A 17,316-nucleotide genomic window follows, 5' to 3' on the forward strand; every position below is an offset into this window, starting at 1 on the left:
CCAGGCAACGCTCCTGGACGAGAGGAAAACAAAGATGTCCTCCTCCCCCGCGCTGTCCGCTCGCGGCAGCAGACTGGCCGCGCTGGTCGTCGGTCTGTGCTGGCTGGCCGTCCTCTTCGACGGCCTCGACATGTTCGTCTACGGCTCGGTGCTGCCCCACATGCTGGCGAGCAAGGCCCTCGGGATCACCCCGGACCAGGCCGGCGACCTCGGCAGCTACGCCACGTTCGGCATGCTGGTGGGCGCCCTGACGGCGGGCACGGTCGCCGACCGGATCGGCCGCAAGAAGCTGATGATCGCCTGCGTCACGCTCTTCTCGCTGGCTTCCGGCATCTGCGCGCTCTCCGGCTCGGTCGCGGTCTTCGGCCTCGGCCGGACGCTGGCCGGCGTGGGCCTCGGCGGCCTGCTGCCGACGGCGATCAGCATGGTCACCGACTACGCCAGGGGCGGCCGCGGCGCCCTCACCATCGGCGCGCTGATGACCGCCCACCACGCCGGCGGCATCCTCTCCGCCTACGTGGCCAAGTGGCTGGTGGAGCCGGCCGGCTGGCGTGCCGCCTTCTGGGTCTGCGTCCTGCCGCTGCTCTTCGCCCCCGTGCTCGCCAAGGCCCTGCCGGAGTCGCTGAGCTTCCTGGTCGCGAAGGGACGTACCGAGGAGGCCCGCGCACTGGCCGAGCGCTACGAGACCGAGCTGCCCGGCGCCATCGGGAAGAAGTCGGCCGCCGACCGCTGGGACGCGTTGCTCGCCCTGTTCCGGGGCGGCGAGTGGCTCCAGACCCTGCTGTACTGGCTGGCCTCCTTCGGCGGACTGCTCCTCGTCTACGGCGTCGCCACCTGGCTGCCCACCCTGATGCGCAGCGAGGGCTACAACCTCGGCTCCGCGCTCACCTTCGTGGTCCTGTTCAACCTCGGCGGCATCGTGGGCATGCTGGTCGCGGGCCGCGCCTCGGACAACTTCGGCGCGCCGCGCGTCTCGGCGATCTGGTTCGCCCTCACCGCGGCAGGTGTCTTCCTGCTCAGTGTCCACATGCCGCTGGGCGTGACCTACCTGGTCGTCTTCCTCACCGGCGTGTTCCTCAACAGCGCCCAGGCGATGATCTACGCGACGGTCTCCGTCCGCTCCACCCCGGACAACCGCGCCACCGCAGTCGGCTGGACCTCCGGCATGGGCCGCTTCGGCGCCGTCTTCGGCCCGTGGCTCGGCGGCCAGCTGCTCGCCGCGAACAAGGGCGACTGGGGCTTCACCTCCTTCGCCCTGGCCGGTGTCTCCTCGATGGTGTTCATAGGCATCGCCGCCCTGCGCTCGGCCCGGCAGCCGGAGCACACCGGCACCCGGGAGGAACTGCTCACCACCGGCTGACCCCGCCGTATGCGCTCGGCGCCGCGCCCACCACCGGGGTGCGGCGCCGAGCTCATCCCCGGGCGTCAGGCTCCACGTCCAGTCCCGTGCAGGCCAGCTCCTCGTCCACCTCCGCGCATGCCTCCACGCCCCGGGGTGACGGCACGGGGATCATGGGGCTGGTGTACCCGGCCGTGTCCCCGGCCGGGTAGGCCGCCGAGAGCACGTCCTGGCCCGCGCGCACGGAGATCTCCCGGGCGCGCGGGGAGCGCACCCGTACCTCCGACCAGGCCGTGCCGCAGGTCGGTGAGTAGCGCAACCGGACGTCGTAGGCACTGCCGGTGACCCGGCTCCGCGTCTGCGCGTCCCGCGCGCAGGCCGACGCGTCGGGCAACTCGCCCTGGCAGGAACGCCCGTGACAGCGGGGCGCCGCCATCACCGCCTGCGTACGCGTACCGGACGTACCGTGCCGGCCGAAGAGGACGAGGACGGCGGCGGCCGCGGCGGTCACTCCGAGCAGCGCCAGCGCCGGCAGGGGCGACCGCCGCCACCGGGGGCGTGGCCGGCGGCTTCCCGTGGGAGGCGGCGCGGTGGAAGGCTCGTCGGCGGCCTCCCACAGGGCCAGTACGGGGCCGGAGTCGACGCCCGCGAGCCGGGTGAGCGCCTCCACGGCCGAGCGGGGCGGTCGTTTGCCGCCGGTCAGATAGCGGTGCCAGGCGGACTTGCTGTACGGCGTCCGGGCGGCCAGCGCGGCCAGGCTCAGCCCCGTACGGTCCTTCAGTTCACGCAGTCTGACCACCAGTGGCTCGTCCGGTGTGGTCGGTCCTTGGGGATGCCGCATGGTGCGTCCCTCGACTTCATATCCGCTATGGGCGTTTCACCCCTGATGTCGGGATGGCTTCCCGAGGACACGGCGACGCAAAGCCCGGCAAGGTATGAGGACGGTGAGGCAAGGGAGGGCAAGGGGGACATGCCAAAGGCCTGTTCGAGAAGGGGGCGGTTCCCGAACAGGCCTCGGCGGTCAGGATGTACGGCGGTCCGGAGCCGTCAGCACCACGGCACGGCCGCGCCGGCCCGTACGTAGCGGGCGGAGACGTACCCCTTGCGATGGGCGAGCCGGTACCAGAGGTGGTCGCCGAACACCCCCGAGCCGTAGCACTTGCAGGTCAGGGAGACGAGCCGGTGGTGGTGCCGGTGGCCGACCACGCGGTAGCCGGTGCCCGGCCCGGAGCGGACGTTCAGCACGAGGTGGCGTGTGGCCACGCGTCCCGCCACGTGGTGACGGGCGCGGTGGACACGGTGGGTGGTGTGGTGCCGCACCGGGAGCTGCCGGGCGGGGAGCAGGGAGGGGAGGGTGTGCTGCGCGATGGCGGCGGGCACGGGCTGCGGGGCGGTAGCGCCCGCCGGGGCGGCACTGGCCGCCGTGGGCAGGAACGCGAGTACCGCGACCGCGGCCAGCAGGCCGCTCCGCACGGTCCGTCGGATCATGGAAACCTCCGGCTGTCGTTCTCGTGACCACGAAGCGTGATCACGACAGCCAGCGTTTCCGTGACGGCCCGTCGCAATGCCGTCCCCGCTTCCCGCGGGACACCGGGGACGTCCCCGGGACGCGGGCCCTCAGCCCATCCGGTCCTCGGCGCCCACCGCCTGCCGTATGTGACCGGCGATGAGGGCGTAGACCTCCCGGGCCTTGTCGTCGTCCTGGCCGTCGTACCCGTGGTCGGCCCCGGCCACGTCGTGGAACGCGGCCGGCGCGCCCGCCGCCCGCAACCGCTCGGCATAGCGCGCGCCCTCCGCCTGGAGGAGGTCGTACTCGGCCGTGATCACCAGCGCCGGGGCGATGCCCGTCTACCGGGGAGTAATATCCGAGGCCAGGTCATCACGAGGAGGAACCGTGCCCCGGTCCGAACGCTCGCCCCTGCTGCTCGCCGGTCTGCTGGCCGCCGGGGGCGTCGCCCATTTCGCCTCGCCACGCCAGTTCGACGCGACGATCCCCCGGGCCCTGCCGGGGTCGCCCAGGACGTGGACGTACGCGAGCGGGGCCGTGGAACTGGCGCTCGCGGCGGGCGTGGCACTGCCTCGCACGCGGCCCGCGGCGGCGAAGGCCGCCGCGGCCTTCTTCGTCGGCGTGTTCCCCGCCAACGTGCAGATGGCCGTCAACTGGCGCCACCGGCCCGCGCCGCTCAGGACCGCCGCCCTCGCCCGGCTGCCGCTCCAGGTGCCCCTGGTGCTGTGGGCCCGCGGCATCGCGCGCGGAGCGGAGGGCCGGGCATGAGCGAGGGCGTCGGCATCGGCGACAAGGCCGAGGACTTCGAACTGCCGGACGAGACGGGTACGCCGCGACGGCTGTCGGAGCTGCTCGCCGACGGTCCCGTGGTGCTCTTCTTCTACCCCGCGGCCCTGACCAAGGGCTGCACCGCCGAGGCCTGCCACTTCCGTGACCTCGCCGCCGAGTTCGCCGCGGTCGGCGCGCGGGCCGTGGGCGTCAGCGGCGACCCGGTCGAACGCCAGCAGGAGTTCGCCGGACGGCACACCCTCGGCATGCCCCTGCTGTCCGACACCGACGGCGCGGTCCGCGAGCGATTCGGCGTCAAGCGCGGTTTCTCGATGGCACCCACCAAACGGGTCACCTTCGTGATAGCCGAAGACCGCACGGTCCTGGAGGTCGTGCGCAGCGAACTGCGCATGAACACGCACGCCGACCGGGCCCTGACAGCCCTGCGCGCACACCGGGGGTGAGGCACGGCGCATGCGCGCTTGATGCGGTAGGGCAAAGGGATCACCCTGGGGCGTATGGGGCATGTCGCGGCTGCGGCGACCCTTGACACCCTGGGCGTGGTGACCGGGTGGAGCGAGGTTCGACGTGATCCCGGAACGCCCCGCCGGACCCGGCCGAGGTGGCCGCCGCCCGGCAGGCGGCCACCGAACAGCCGGCCGCCTGGGGACTGGACGAGGCGGCCTTCGTCACCGAACTCGTCGTCAGCGAACTGGTCACCAACGCGATCCGCTACGGCGTACCGCCCATCCAGCTGCGCCTGATCCGCGACCGCGCCCTCATCAGCGAGGTGTCCGGCGGCAGTTCCACCTCACCGCACATGCGCCGCGCGCACGCCTACGACGAGGGCGGCCGCGGACTGCTGCTGGTCGCCCCGCTCACCCGGCTCACCCAGCGCTGGGGCAGCCGCCAGACGACCGGCGGCAAGACGATCCGGGCCGAACAGCCGCTGCCGGAGCGGTCACCGGAAGCGGACTGATCACTGGAACGGACAGCCCGGGTTCGCCGCGTCCTCGGAGAAGGGGGCGCCGTGCGGCAGCACATAGAGCACGTCGAGCACGAGCGTCGTGTCACCCAGGTTGCGGCCGATGTGCACATGGTCCGCGCCGGACGGTTCCTGGATCGTGCTGCCCGTCCGGTACACCCCGTCCGAGGCGCAGTCCGAGCCGAAGTGGCTGAGGGTGCCCTGCTTGACGAAGCCGTACAGCGGGCCGTCGTGATAGTGCCAGCCGGTGCTCTGGCCGGGCGGGATCGTTATCTCCCGCAGGGTGTAGTCGGTGCCGTCCACGGTGGTCTGGCTGATGATCCGGGCGGTCACCCCCGGCCCCGCCGGGGTGGCCCCGGCGGGGCCGCAGAGGAGAAGGGCGGCGGCGGACACCGCGCCGGTGACGGCGGTACGGAGTGCGAAGCGCATGCGGGAGCCTCCGGGGACGCGAGCGGATACCGCCGCGAACATAGAGGCACAGCAGGGCGGTTGGGGGCGGAACCCGGTGATCCGGATTCAGGCGGCCGCACGCTCCCGCACGACGGCCTCCGGCTTCTTGTCCTCGCGCAGCCCGAGGAAACGCGGATGCCGCAGCATGCCGTCACGCGTCCACTCGGTGAAGGCGATCTGCGCGACCAGCTCCGGCGCCACCCAGCGGGCGCGCGCCTCCCGCACCGGCCCGGTGAACGGCGAGGTGTCCCGGCGCAGCCCGTCCAGGCGCTCGCGCAGCGCCAGCAGCGTCCGCCGGTCGAAGCCGGTGCCGACCTTGCCCGCGTAACGCAACACCCGGTCGCCGTCGTGGTCGTGGTAGCCGAGCAGCAGGGCGCCCAACCCGACGCGGCTCCCCGCGGGTTCGGTGAAGCCGCCGACCACGAACTCCTGACCCTGCTCGCACTTGAGCTTCAGCCAGTCCGTCGACCGGCGGGGCTGGTACGGCCCGTCGGCCCGTTTGGCGATCAGCCCCTCCCAGCCGCGCCCGCAGGCGTCGGCCAGCAACTCGGCGCCGCCCACGTTGCGATGGGGCGTCAGACGCAGCGGGGAGCGAGGATGGAGTGCCCGGCGCAGCAGGGACTTGCGGGTGCGCAGGGGCAGCGAGCGAGTGTCCGCGCCGCTCAAGGAGAGCAGATCGAACACGTAGTACGTCACGGCCACCCCGGCCGCCTCGATGTCCCGTCGACGGGTCAGCCCCAGGCGCCGCTGGAGCCGGGAGAAGTCCGTCCGGCCGCCCGTGAAGGCGACCACCTCCCCGTCGACGGTGAAGTCGTCGCACTCCTGCGCGGCGAGGGCCTCGGCGATCTCCGGAAAGGTGGCGTCCAGCCGCTGCCCGGTCCGGGACAGCAGCCGCACCTCCTCACCCTTCCGGACCGCCAGCAGCCGCACTCCGTCCAGCTTCCGCTCGAACACCCATCCCGCGCCGAACTCGCGCCGGTCGCTGAGCGTGGCGAGCATCGGGTGCGCGGCGAGTTCCGCGCCCGAGGGAGCGGGGCGCAGCAGGGCGCGCTGCGCGTGGGGGACCGTGTCGAGCAGGCCGGACATGGCGGGTCACGCCTCGCCGTCGTCCGCCGCGACCTGCGCGAGTGTGCGGCCGGTGCGTACCGAGCGGGCCCGGCGGGGGTCCGGGGTGCCGTGTCCCGCGGTCCGGGCCGGGCCCTTCTTCACCAGCAGCCAGGACTGCTCCTCGCCGTCGCCCTCGCCGGAGCGGAACCGGGTCAGGGCGTACTCGCCGTGCAGCTTGGCGCCGTGCAGCCGGAAGGTCGCGTGCCCGCGCTCCAGTGACTCCGCGAAGTCGACGGGCCGGCCCCGGCGGTCGTGGCTGAGCGGCTCGTACGTCCCCTGGTCCCAGACGATCACGGTGCCGCCGCCGTACTCGCCCTTCGGGATCACGCCCTCGAAGTCCTCGTACTCCAGCGGGTGGTCCTCGGTGGGCACCGCCAGCCGCTTGTCGTGCGGGTCGGTGGACGGCCCCTTGGGAATCGACCAGGACTTCAGCACGTCACCGACCTGCAACCGGAAGTCGAAGTGCATCCGGCGCGCGTCGTGGATCTGGACGACGAACCGGGGCCCCTCCCCGGATGACGCCGTCCTTCCCGACGGTTCCCGGGTCCGTTCGAAGTCCCGCTTGCCGCGGTACTCCCGCAGACGGTCGTCCGCACCCACGCCACGACTCCCTTCCACGAGCCGGTACGACATCTCGTCGGCCCGGGTACCCCGGCGCGGGCGCGCTCAACGACCCCTCGGCCTTCCTGGGAGTGACAGGGACAGTCACCCGGCCGGGGCCGCCCCGTACGGTGGAGGGCATGGAAGCGAACGCCGGCAACGCCCTCGGCGAGTTCCTGCGCGCCCGCCGGGCGCTGGTCCGGCCGGAGGACGCCGGTCTGCCCGGCGGCGGCCTGCGCCGCGTGCCGGGGCTGCGCCGCGAGGAGGTCGCGCTGCTCGCGGGGATCAGCGCGGACTACTACCTGCGGCTGGAGCAGGGCCGTGACCGCAATCCCTCCGTCCAGGTCCTGCGGGCGCTCGCCCGGGTACTGCGGCTGGACGACGAGACCGCCGAGCACCTGTTCGGCCTGGCTCAGGTGCGTCCGGCCGACGGCCGCGGCGGCGGACGGGCGGCGGGCAGGGCGCGCCCGCGGGAAACCGTCCCGGCGAGCATCCGCGGGCTCATCGACGGCTGGCCCCGCAATCCCGCCTACGTCCAGAACCGCTACACCGACGTACTCGCGGTGAACACGCTGGCCACGGCCCTGACCCCGAACTACGCCCTGGGCGTCAACCTGCTGCGGGCCGTGTTCCTCGACCCCGCGGAGCGGGAGCTGCGCCGGGACTGGGAGGACCTCACCGAGGAGGGCGTGGCCACCCTGCGCGCCCGCGCCGGGGCGGACGTCGACGACCCGCGGCTGCTGGACCTGGTGGGGGAGCTGTCGGTGCGCAGCGAGCGCTTCCGCACGCTGTGGGCCCGCCACGACGTGCGCCCCCGGCGGGCCCGGGTCAGCCACCTCAGTCACCCCCAGGTCGGCGACCTGGACCTGCACTCGGACAAGCTGGGCGTGGACAGCGCCGGAGATCTCACCCTCGTCGTCTTCCACGCCGAGCCCGGCAGCCGCAGCGCCGAACTGCTGGACATCCTCGGCAGCCTCACCGCGACCCGGGGGGACGGCGTCGCCGCGCCGGAGCGGATCGAGGAGCAGTAGGAGGAGCAGTAAGGGGTCCGGCTCAGAACTCCTCGTGATGTTCGGGGTCGCCGCCCAGGCGCCGGCGGGCCTGGTCGGCGATGACCGTCATCTGGGCGGGGCCCAGTTCGAACCCGAAGACGTCGAGGTTCTGCCGCTGCCGGGCGGGGTCGGCCGACTTCGGGATCGGCACGGCACCGAGCTGGACGTGCCAGCGCAGGACCACCTGCGCGGGCGTCACGCCGAGCGCCTCGGCGACCGTGACGACGGTCGGGTCGTCCAGGATGCGACTGCCCTGGCCCAGCGGGCTCCAACTCTCGGTGACGATGCCCTTGTCGGCGTGGAAGGCGCGCAGCTCCTCCTGCGGGAAGAGCGGGTGCAGCTCGATCTGGTTGACGGCGGGCAGGACCCCGGTCTCCTTCTCGATCCGCCCGATGTGCTCCGGCGTGAAGTTGGAGACGCCGATCGACCGGACGAGACCGTCCTCCCGTAGCTTGATCATCGCCTTCCAGGAGTCGACGTACTTGCCGACGCGGGGGAGCGGCCAGTGGATCAGGTAGAGATCGACGTAGTCCAGGCCCAGGCGGCGCCGGGACTCCTCGAAGGAGGCGAGGGTCTCCTCGTAGCCGTGGTGGCGGCCGGGCAGTTTCGTCGTCACGACGATCTCCTCCCGGGGGACACCGCTGCTCGCGATGCCCCGGCCGACCCCCGTCTCGTTGCGGTAGTTCGTCGCGGTGTCGACAAGTCGGTAATCTGCCCGGAGGGCGTCGCGTACGGCCTGCTCGGCCTGCGTGTCGTCCATCGGCCAGGTGCCCAGGCCGATGCTGGGGAGCGCCGTGCCGTCGTTGAGGGTGTGTGCCGGAATACTGGTCACGGTGGGGCCTTCCGTCGACTGTGCCGTCCCTCCAGCGTCAGGGACGGGGCGGGTTGTGATCAACCGGGGCCCGGGACGACTTCAGGGACGACCATCGGAGCGCGCATGACGACGGACAGGGGCACGGCGGACCGGGCGGAGACGGCTCAGGCCGCGGGGGTCGAGGTCAGGCCGGTCGCGGGGCACATCGGCGCCGAGGTCACCGGCGTGGACCTGGCCGGTGACCTCGACGCCGGCGTGGTCGCCCTGATCAGGCAGGCCGTGCTGCGCTGGAAGGTGGTGTTCTTCCGCGGGCAGCGGCTGGACCACGCCGGCCATGTCGCCTTCGCCCGCCGGTTCGGCGAGCCGGTCGTCCTCGGGCGGCGCGGGAGTGCCTCGCCGGCCGGTTTCCCCGAGGTGGAGACCACCGCCGACCGGCTGGAACTGGGCGGACGCTTCGGCATGGACCACGACGAGTGGCTCGAGCGGCGCCGGCACACTCTGCTGCGCGGCTGGCACTGCGACCACGGCGCCCGGATCGACCCGCCCGCCGCGACGATCCTGCGCGCCGAGACCGTCCCGCCGTACGGCGGCGACACCACCTGGTCGAACCTGGCCGCCGCGTACGCCGGACTGTCCGCGCCCGTACGGGCCTTCGTCGACGGACTGCGGGCCGAGCACCGGCTCGGTGTCGGCTACCAGCCGCGCCCCGGCGACGACGCGTACCTCCGGCACCTCCTGGACCGCCAGGTCGCCTCCGTGCACCCGCTGGTCCGCGTCCACCCGGAGACGGGGGAGCGGGTGCTGTTCGTCAACGGCTACTACCTCGAGCAGATCACGGACGTCTCCCGGCCGGAGAGCGCCGCCCTGCTGGAGATGCTGCTGGAACAGGCGGTGCGGCCCGAGTACACCGTCCGGTTCCGCTGGGAGCCAGGCAGTGTCGCCTTCTGGGACAACCGGGCCACCATCCACCTCGCCCCCGGCGACAGCGCCCACCTCGGCTACCCGCGGATCATGCACCGGGTGATGCTCGCGGGCGAGGTGCCGGTGGGCGTGGACGGCACACCGTCCGAGCCGGTCACCGGTACCGAGGCGGGCCGCTGGTGAGTCAGGCGGCGGGCCGTCCCAGCGCCGGGCCGAGCCGCTCGGCCATGTCGGTGAGGATCTGCACGTAGTCCTCGTGCTCGAAGGTGAACGGCAGCGCGAACGCCACCTCGTCCACCTCCCGGAACGCGGCATGCGCGTGCAGCCGTTCGGCGATCTCGGCCGAGGTGCCGACCAGGTCCGGCGCGAACAGCAGCCGCGCCGGGCCCTGCGGGGCGCCGGTCCGGGGCAGGCGCCTGGCGGCGTACTCCTCGTACCTGGCGCGCTGCTCGGGCGTCGCGGAGTCGGTGGGGATCACGACGAGGCCCTGGGAGACGCGGGCCGCCTCGCCGTCGGGATGGTGGGCGCGGAACTCACGGATGTGGGACAGCTGGATCTCCGCGAAGTCCGCGGGGCCGTCCGGGGCCTCCGCCTTGACGACGCTGCTCGTCAGGAAGTTCATGCCGTGCTCGCCGGCCCAGCGCGCCGACCCGAGGCTCCCGCCGCCGTACCACATACGGCGGCCGAGCCCGGGGGAGTGCGGCTGCACGATATCGGAGAACACTTCGAAACCCTCGACCCCGCTGAAGTCGGTGGCAGGCTTGCCCCGCACGAAGTCCAGCAACCGCCGCACCCGCTCGTAGGAGAAGTCCTCGACGCCGGCGGTGTCCGGGTACAGGGCCTCCTTCACCTGGTCGTAGTGCATGGGCGGGCCCACGCTGATCCCCGGGTTGAGGCGGCCGCCGGAGAGGATGTCGACGGTCGCCAGGTCCTCCGCGAGGCGCAGCGGGTTCTCCCAGCCCAGCGGGGTGACCGCGGTGCCGAGCTCGATGCGGCGGGTGCGCTGCGAGGCCGCGGCCAGGACGGCGACGGGGGAGGAGATGCCGTACTGGAGGTGGCGGTGGCGTACCCAGGCGCTGTCGAAGCCCAGCCGCTCGCCCAGCTCGATGATCTCCAGCGTGGACTCGTGGCCCCGGTGCGGATCGGCCGCGTCGAACAGGCCGATCGTGAGGAAGCCCAGCTTGCGCAGCGGGCGTGCGGCGGACGGCATGGGCTTCCTCCGGCGGTCGTACGTCAGTTCCGAAGTTCTGTGCCGATTGTCGCAGGGGAGTGTTGCGGGCGTGTGATCAATTCAGCGGGATGACCACCTCGTCCTCGACCGGTGGCGCGGCTTCCTGCGCGCGGTTGCCGGTCGCGGCGAAGCAGCGCAGCCGGACCGCCTCCGGGGTGACGTCCAGACGCAGGAACGACTTGAAGAACGGCGGGCTGTAGGTGGCCGAGCCCGGCGAGAACAGCTGGGTGTAGATCTTCCGCACCGGCAGCCGGAACCGGGATTTCCGCTCGGGCCGGCGTCCGGCGCCCAGCAGACTCGCGACGAGCCGTACGCGGCGGGTGAGGCGCACCGGTGTGCCCGGGACGCGGGTCGGCGGGATGCCCAGCCGCTCGGCGACGACGGCGGTCGCCTCGGCCTCGGTGAGGTCGAAGAAGCGGCGCAGCCGCAGGCGGTGCCCGTACAGCCTGCTGTAGAAGGCCAGGGAGTCGCCGCGCAGCGGATAGCAGCGGAAGTCCCGCTCGGTGACGCCCCCGACGGAGACCCGGGGAATGGTGTGCGTGGCGTGCATGAAGGCTCCGCCGCCGCCCGAGACCACGTACTGGATGGTGCGGCCGTCCACGTCGACCGGGTACCGCTGGTAGTTGTGGATGTCGCCGCCGATCGCCGCCACGTAGTGGTGCGCGGGGTCGCGGACGATGTCGTCGACGGTGCCGCCGTCCTCGATGGCGCAGGGATGGCGCTCGCCGTCCACGTACAGGGGCGAGCCGGTGACGAGGATCTTGGGTCGCGGCCCCTGCGACACCTCGCGCAGCCACGCGCCCTGCTCGGCGTCGATGGTGCCCAGCAGCCCGGTGTCGATGCCGATGATCCGCACCGGTCCCGCGTCGATCGCCCAGTACGGCCCCGGCTGGACCGCCCGCTGCTCCGGTGCCGACCGCAACGTCCGCGCGGCGGCGAGACGTTGCTCGTCCGCCGGGCGCGGCTTGTGCCACAGCAGGGAGCGCCACCAGGCGCGGCCGAGGGGGCGGGGCGCCGGCTCGGGGGCGAGGGGCGGGGCGTCGTCGCAGAAGACGCGCATGAACGCGCCGAGGTCCTCGTACCAGTCGTGGTTGCCGGGTATCGCGTAGATCGGCGCCCGGTAGTCCTGGTAGGGGCGGAAGAACTTGGTGCCGTAGTCGTCGGTGCTGCCGACCGGGTAGATCACATCGCTGGCGATGACGGCGAAGTCGGTGTCCTGACTGATCTTCAGGAAGCCTGGTACGACGGCGTACTGGGAGTCGTCGCCCTCCCCGGTGTCACCGATGACCATGAAGGAGAACCGGTCCCCGTCGTCGCGCCGGATCACCTTGTCCGCCGGGACCCCCGCGGCGGCCCGCTGTGCCACCCAGCGGCCGCGGGTACGGCCTGTGGGGTCGCCGAACCAGGAAGCCACTACGCCGTTGCGCGCGGCCCACAGCATTCTGGGGTCGAGCCACGACAGCTTCTCGACGTGGTCCGGCATCAGCCGCCGGTAGTCGCCGGCTTCGGCGGCGCCCCAGCCGGCGCCTTCCGCGGTATCGCGTGAGGAGTCAGACACGCCGTGAACCGTAACAACGGCCCGTCGCGGGACGGTTGGCGGGGCACGGCCCGGCGGCCGGCTGACTCCGGGGTAGGGAAAACCCTTGATTACCCCGGGTGGTGATGACATGTGCCAGTCAAAAGTGTCATTCTCCCTCAGCACACAGATACTCCCCACTCTCTCCACGTGTCACGGCCCCGCACAGCTCAGCTCTTCCCGGGCAGCACACCCGTCTGTCCGGTCTGTCACCGGCCGCGACCCGGCGGCCGCAGCAGGAGGAGTACGAGTGAGACGCCTTCCCCACACCCGGGCCACGGCCGCAGCCGCCCTGGTCTCCACCGCGGCCTTCCTGGCCGTCGGTTTCCAGGCGGTCCCCGCCGCCGCCAAGCCCGCCACCCCCCACCCCGGCCCCCTGCGCACCGGCGGGCTCGAGGCCAAGCTGACCCCGGCCCAGCACACCGCGCTGATCAAGTCCGCCATGCAGAAGACCTCCGCGACCGCCCGCACCCTCGGCCTCGGCGCCAAGGAGAAGCTGGTCGTCAAGGACGTCGTCAAGGACAACGACGGCACCGTGCACACCCGTTACGAGCGCACCTACGACGGTCTCCCCGTCCTCGGCGGCGACCTCGTCGTGCACACCCCGCCGGCCTCCCTGGCCGCCGGCACGGTGAGCACCACCTTCAACAACAAGCACACGATCAAGGTCGCCTCCACCGCCGCGGCCTTCACCAGGTCGGCCGCCCAGGCGAAGGCGCTGAAGACCGCCAAGGCCCTCGACGCGAAGAAGCCCACCGCCGACAGCGCCCGCAAGGTGATCTGGGCCGGCACCGGCACCCCGAAGCTCGCCTGGGAGACCGTGATCGGCGGCTTCCAGGACGACGGCACGCCCAGCAAGCTGCACGTCATCACCGACGCCACCACCGGCAGGGAACTCCACCGCTACCAGGCGGTCGAGACCGGCACCGGCAACACCCAGTACAGCGGCACGGTCACGCTGAACACCACGCTGTCCGGTTCGACGTACCAGCTGTACGACACCACGCGCGGCGGCCACAAGACGTACAGCCTCAACAACGGCACGTCGGGCACCGGCACCCTGATGACCGACTCCGACGACGTCTGGGGCACCGGATCCGGCTCCAACACCCAGACCGCCGGCGCCGACGCCGCCTACGGCGCCCAGGAGACCTGGGACTTCTACAAGAACACGTTCGGCCGCAGCGGCATCAAGAACGACGGCGTCGCGGCCTACTCCCGCGTCCACTACAGCAGCAGCTACGTCAACGCCTTCTGGGACGACGACTGCTTCTGCATGACCTACGGCGACGGCTCCGGCGGCACGCACGCCCTGACCTCGCTGGACGTGGCCGGCCACGAGATGAGCCACGGTGTCACCTCCAACACCGCGGGTCTCGACTACAGCGGTGAGTCGGGCGGTCTGAACGAGGCGACCTCCGACATCTTCGGCACCGGTGTGGAGTTCTACGCGAACAACTCCTCCGACGTCGGTGACTACCTCATCGGCGAGAAGATCGACATCAACGGCGACGGCACACCGCTGCGGTACATGGACAAGCCGAGCAAGGACGGCGGGTCCGCCGACAGCTGGTACTCCGGAGTCGGCAACCTGGACGTGCACTACTCCTCGGGCCCGGCGAACCACATGTTCTACCTGCTGGCCGAGGGCAGCGGCACCAAGACCATCAACGGCGTCACGTACACCAGCACCACCTCCGACGGCGTCGCCGTCACCGGCATCGGCCGGGACGCGGCCCTCCGGATCTGGTACAAGGCGCTGACGACGTACATGACGTCGAGCACCAACTACGCGGGCGCCCGCACCGCCGCCCTCAACGCGGCAGCCGCGCTGTACGGCACCAGCTCCACCCAGTACGCCGGGGTGGGCAACGCCTTCGCCGGCATCAACGTCGGCAGCCACATCACCCCGCCCAGCACCGGCGTCACGGTGACCAACCCGGGCAGCCAGTCCTCCACGGTCGGCACCGCGGTGAGCCTCCAGATATCGGCGAGCAGCACCAACAGCGGCTCCCTGACGTACGCCGCGACCGGACTGCCCACCGGCTTGTCGATCAACAGCTCGACCGGCGCGATCACCGGCACGCCCACCACGGCGGGCACCTACAGCACCACGGTCACGGTCACCGACTCCACCGGCGCGACCGGCACGGCGTCCTTCACCTGGACGGTCAGCTCCAGCGGTGGCGGTGGCAGCTGCACCTCGGCCCAGCTCCTGGGCAACCAGGGCTTCGAGTCGGGCAGCACCACGTGGACCGCGTCCAGCGGCGTCATCACCAATGAGAGCGGTCAGACGGCCCACGGCGGCTCCTACTACGCCTGGCTGGACGGCTACGGCTCGACCCACACCGACACGCTGTCCCAGTCGGTGACGATCCCCAGCGGCTGCAAGGCGTCGCTCACCTTCTACCTGCACATCGACACCGCGGAGACCACCAGCAGCACGGCCTACGACAAGCTGACGGTCACCGCCGGTTCGACCACCCTGGCCACGTACTCCAACCTCAACAAGGCCTCCGGGTACAGCCAGAAGACCTTCGACCTGTCCTCCTTCGCGGGCTCGACGGTCTCCCTGAAGTTCACCGGTGCCGAGGACTCCTCGCTCCAGACCAGCTTCGTCGTGGACGACACCGCACTGACGACCAGCTGACCCGCACCGACCCCTGTGTCCCGCACGCGGAAGCCGTCCGCGTGCGGGACACACGCGTCTCAGCTCAGCGGATCCAGCGTCAGGTAGGCCTGCTGCGGGCTCCCGTCGTGGACCAGTGACTCCTGGTTGCCGACGTCGTCGAAGGCGAAGGCGTACGCCTTGCCGTCGGCCATCTGCGCGTGGATCTTGCGCGCGTAGTGGTTGGTCACCGTGTCCTGGTAGAAGTTCGCCGACGAGGTGTCCGGCTGGTTGGGGTTGACCAGCAGCGTCGAACGGTTGAAACCGGCGCACAGCGTGCGGGAGATGGGCCCGCGCACATTGTCGTTGGGCGCGTCCAGCAGCTTGTGGCAGCCGAAGATGCTGGCGGCGTCCGGCTTCTGGAAGCTGGTGACGACCGCGCCGGAGGAGTTGGTGAAGTTCATGACGTTCCCGGAGACCCGGCCGTAGTACTTGGTGCTCGGCTGGTCGCTGAACGGGGTGACCGTCAGCGTGGCCGTCGTGTACTTCTGCCAGACGCGGTTCACGTAGTCGTCCATGACGTTCGCCGGGAGGGCCCCGGTCTCCACGCCGTACAGCGGTGACAGGGCCCGCAGCACGGTCCCGTCGGACCGTGTCTGGATCAGGTTGGCCCAGCCGCCCGGCTGGCCGCGCAGCGCGTTGAAGAACCCGGTGTAGCCGCCCGCCTTGAGGTGCCCGGTGCTGGTCACGCTTCCGTCGGCGCGCTGGACGCCGACCGCGTACGGTGCGGAGAACATGTCGACCTGGGTGCTGTTGAGCCACAGCCCCGAGTCGTTGAGGGTGTACTCCGACCAGTTGAAGAGGATGTTCCGGTTGGGGTCGCTCGGGTTCTGTACGGCCGGCTGCACCAGTCCGCCGGTGGTCAGCCTGAAGTCCAGCTTCTGGCCGTAGGAGAAGTAGATCCGGCCGGAGAACTTCGGGATCTGGATGGTCTTCGACTGTCCGGCGGCCGGCCCGGCGATCGACGCGTCCGGCGCGGGCGTCGGCGGAGTGCCGCCCGCGGGCCAGGGATGGAACGTACCGTTCGCGTCGGCCCAGCCCTGCTGGCCCGTCGAGAGCAGCGTTCCGAGGTCGTACACGTACACCGGCTCGCCGCGGCCGGAGTTGTTGGTCAGCTTCAGGGGGATCGTGGCGGGTACCGCGGCGCCCGCCGGTTGTGGTGTCCCCAGCGTGAGTACCGCGCCGACCAGGGCCGACGCGCCGGCCAGGGGCAGCGCCTTGCGCAGGAATCTGCCGAGCACTCTCCACCTCCGTGTGGGGTTCGGGGTGGCACGGACATTGGTCCGGACCATTTTTGAGAGCGCTCTCAATGTCGGGCCGGGACGCGCGCATGTCAATAAGTTGAACGACATGCGACCGGCGCGGCGCCAGGTTGCCCGGCGCCGCGCCGACGGATCAGAAGATGCCGGAGGATCAGAAGGTGCGGTCCAGCAGATCGAGCAGCGCCGCCCAGTGCCGCTCGTCGGCCTCCCGGTCGTACGCCGTCGTGTCGGCCTGCGTGTAGCCGTGGTGGGCGCCCGCGTACACCTCGCAGCGGTGCCGGACGCCCGCCTCGGTGAGAGCCTGCTCGAACCGCTTTATCTGCTCCTCGGGCAGCGACGGGTCCTGGTCCGCGTGGCCGAAGTACACCTCGGCGGTGATGCGTGCGGCGGCCAGGTGGGGACTGCCCGGGTCGTCGGTGGCGAGCCGTCCGCCATGGAACCCGGCCGCGGCCGCGACCCGGTCCGGGTGGGCACCCGCGACGAACAGCACCAGCCGGGCGCCCATGCAGTACCCGGTCAGCGCGACCGGACCGTCGGCGGCCAGCGGGCTGCCGGCCAGCCAGTCCAGATAGGCGCCGGCGTCCCGCCCGGCGAGTTCGGGCGTCAGCGACTCGACGAGCGGGGCGAGCTGCTCCCACATCTGCGGGCGTGCGGCGGGGTCGATGAACTCCGGCAGTTCCACCACCGGGGCGCGCCCGTGCCGGTAGAACACGTTGGGCACCAGGACCGTGTAGCCGGCCCCGGCGAGCCGGTCGGCCATGGCCCTCAGGTGCGGGCGCAGTCCGAAGGCGTCCTGGTAGAGCAGGACGGCCGGGTGGGGGCGGCCGTCGCCGGGATGGGAGAGGTAGGCGTCGGCGGTGCCGTCCTCGGTCGGGATGTCCACGGCGGTGCCCTGTACGGCGGTCATGGCGAGAGTGCCTCCCTGCGGAGAATGATCGCCGGGGCTGCCTGCCTCCCCGGCGCGGCGTGCAAGGCCATGCTGCCATGCAAGATCCCCACACCCGTGCGCGACCCCGCCGGGGCCTGCGGGGGGCGC

At 71.9% G+C, this 17,316-nt stretch carries 17 protein-coding genes and 1 pseudogene; 7 read left to right on the plus strand and 11 right to left on the minus strand.

The window, feature by feature from the left end; all coding sequences use genetic code 11:
• Positions 1 to 34 precede the first annotated feature (34 nt).
• Positions 35 to 1,360, plus strand: coding sequence for an MFS transporter (locus ACWGJM_RS37610; RefSeq protein WP_453416250.1), 1,326 nt, complete (start codon positions 35 to 37; stop codon positions 1,358 to 1,360).
• Positions 1,361 to 1,412: 52 nt separating this feature from the next.
• Here ACWGJM_RS37610 and ACWGJM_RS37615 read toward each other — a convergent pair whose 3' ends face one another.
• From ACWGJM_RS37615 to ACWGJM_RS37625, 3 genes are all read right to left on the minus strand, one after another.
• The gene (locus ACWGJM_RS37615) at positions 1,413 to 2,180 is read right to left on the minus strand and encodes a DUF2690 domain-containing protein (protein ID WP_453416251.1); all 768 of its coding nucleotides are present in this window, start codon (positions 2,178 to 2,180) and stop codon (positions 1,413 to 1,415) included.
• Between the two features lie 206 nt (positions 2,181 to 2,386).
• Positions 2,387 to 2,827, minus strand: a complete 441-nt coding sequence (locus ACWGJM_RS37620) for an SH3 domain-containing protein (protein ID WP_453416252.1) — start codon at positions 2,825 to 2,827, stop codon at positions 2,387 to 2,389.
• 129 nt (positions 2,828 to 2,956) lie between these two features.
• On the minus strand, positions 2,957 to 3,181 hold the full coding sequence (locus ACWGJM_RS37625; protein WP_453416310.1) for an alpha/beta hydrolase fold domain-containing protein: 225 nt from the start codon (positions 3,179 to 3,181) through the stop codon (positions 2,957 to 2,959).
• 52 nt (positions 3,182 to 3,233) lie between these two features.
• On the opposite strand from ACWGJM_RS37625, the gene ACWGJM_RS37630 reads away from it, so the two are divergent.
• From ACWGJM_RS37630 to ACWGJM_RS37640, 3 genes and pseudogenes are all read left to right on the plus strand, one after another.
• Complete coding sequence (locus ACWGJM_RS37630) at positions 3,234 to 3,614, plus strand: DoxX family protein (protein WP_453416253.1); 381 nt, start codon at positions 3,234 to 3,236, stop codon at positions 3,612 to 3,614.
• Positions 3,611 to 4,078, plus strand: coding sequence for a peroxiredoxin (locus tag ACWGJM_RS37635; RefSeq protein WP_453416254.1), 468 nt, complete (start codon positions 3,611 to 3,613; stop codon positions 4,076 to 4,078). Before ACWGJM_RS37630 ends, ACWGJM_RS37635 begins: the two co-directional genes overlap by 4 nt.
• 134 nt (positions 4,079 to 4,212) lie before the next feature.
• Positions 4,213 to 4,593: pseudogene (locus tag ACWGJM_RS37640) on the plus strand (ATP-binding protein); the annotation flags it as partial.
• Here ACWGJM_RS37640 and ACWGJM_RS37645 read toward each other — a convergent pair.
• The 3 genes from ACWGJM_RS37645 to ACWGJM_RS37655 all read right to left on the minus strand — a co-directional run bounded on the left by ACWGJM_RS37645 (position 4,594) and on the right by ACWGJM_RS37655 (position 6,756).
• Positions 4,594 to 5,028: a cupin domain-containing protein gene (locus tag ACWGJM_RS37645; protein WP_453416255.1), complete on the minus strand. Its 435-nt coding sequence runs from the start codon at positions 5,026 to 5,028 to the stop codon at positions 4,594 to 4,596.
• An 87-nt stretch (positions 5,029 to 5,115) separates the two neighbouring features.
• Complete coding sequence (gene ligD, locus ACWGJM_RS37650; RefSeq protein WP_453416256.1) at positions 5,116 to 6,135, minus strand: non-homologous end-joining DNA ligase; 1,020 nt, start codon at positions 6,133 to 6,135, stop codon at positions 5,116 to 5,118.
• Between the two features lie 6 nt (positions 6,136 to 6,141).
• On the minus strand, positions 6,142 to 6,756 hold the full coding sequence (locus ACWGJM_RS37655) for a DNA polymerase ligase N-terminal domain-containing protein (protein WP_453416257.1): 615 nt from the start codon (positions 6,754 to 6,756) through the stop codon (positions 6,142 to 6,144).
• 140 nt (positions 6,757 to 6,896) lie between these two features.
• On the opposite strand from ACWGJM_RS37655, the gene ACWGJM_RS37660 reads away from it, so the two are divergent.
• Positions 6,897 to 7,787 carry a helix-turn-helix domain-containing protein gene (locus ACWGJM_RS37660; RefSeq protein WP_453416258.1) on the plus strand — a complete coding sequence of 297 codons (891 nt, stop codon included), beginning with the start codon at positions 6,897 to 6,899 and terminating at the stop codon, positions 7,785 to 7,787.
• 22 nt (positions 7,788 to 7,809) lie between these two features.
• Here the strand turns inward: ACWGJM_RS37660 and ACWGJM_RS37665 are convergent, their stop codons facing one another.
• The gene (locus ACWGJM_RS37665) at positions 7,810 to 8,640 is read right to left on the minus strand and encodes an aldo/keto reductase (protein ID WP_453416259.1); all 831 of its coding nucleotides are present in this window, start codon (positions 8,638 to 8,640) and stop codon (positions 7,810 to 7,812) included.
• A gap of 105 nt (positions 8,641 to 8,745) precedes the next feature.
• On the opposite strand from ACWGJM_RS37665, the gene ACWGJM_RS37670 reads away from it, so the two are divergent.
• Positions 8,746 to 9,726: a TauD/TfdA dioxygenase family protein gene (locus ACWGJM_RS37670; RefSeq protein ID WP_453416260.1), complete on the plus strand. Its 981-nt coding sequence runs from the start codon at positions 8,746 to 8,748 to the stop codon at positions 9,724 to 9,726.
• Position 9,727: 1 nt separating this feature from the next.
• On the opposite strand, the gene ACWGJM_RS37675 is transcribed toward ACWGJM_RS37670, so the two are convergent.
• Together ACWGJM_RS37675 and ACWGJM_RS37680 are read right to left on the minus strand one after the other, a co-directional pair.
• On the minus strand, positions 9,728 to 10,753 hold the full coding sequence (locus tag ACWGJM_RS37675) for an LLM class flavin-dependent oxidoreductase (protein WP_453416261.1): 1,026 nt from the start codon (positions 10,751 to 10,753) through the stop codon (positions 9,728 to 9,730).
• Positions 10,754 to 10,829: 76 nt separating this feature from the next.
• Positions 10,830 to 12,332, minus strand: a complete 1,503-nt coding sequence (locus tag ACWGJM_RS37680; protein ID WP_453416262.1) for a metallophosphoesterase family protein — start codon at positions 12,330 to 12,332, stop codon at positions 10,830 to 10,832.
• Positions 12,333 to 12,600: 268 nt separating this feature from the next.
• Here ACWGJM_RS37680 and ACWGJM_RS37685 point away from each other — a divergent pair, with 268 nt between their 5' ends.
• Positions 12,601 to 15,000: a M4 family metallopeptidase gene (locus tag ACWGJM_RS37685; protein ID WP_453416263.1), complete on the plus strand. Its 2,400-nt coding sequence runs from the start codon at positions 12,601 to 12,603 to the stop codon at positions 14,998 to 15,000.
• A gap of 59 nt (positions 15,001 to 15,059) precedes the next feature.
• Here the strand turns inward: ACWGJM_RS37685 and ACWGJM_RS37690 are convergent, their stop codons facing one another.
• Complete coding sequence (locus ACWGJM_RS37690; RefSeq protein ID WP_453416264.1) at positions 15,060 to 16,259, minus strand: glycoside hydrolase family 64 protein; 1,200 nt, start codon at positions 16,257 to 16,259, stop codon at positions 15,060 to 15,062.
• A gap of 172 nt (positions 16,260 to 16,431) precedes the next feature.
• The gene (locus ACWGJM_RS37695) at positions 16,432 to 17,187 is read right to left on the minus strand and encodes a dienelactone hydrolase family protein (RefSeq protein ID WP_453416265.1); all 756 of its coding nucleotides are present in this window, start codon (positions 17,185 to 17,187) and stop codon (positions 16,432 to 16,434) included.
• Between the last annotated feature and the right edge of the window lie 129 nt (positions 17,188 to 17,316).

The organism is Streptomyces sp. NPDC054834, from assembly GCF_053611185.1.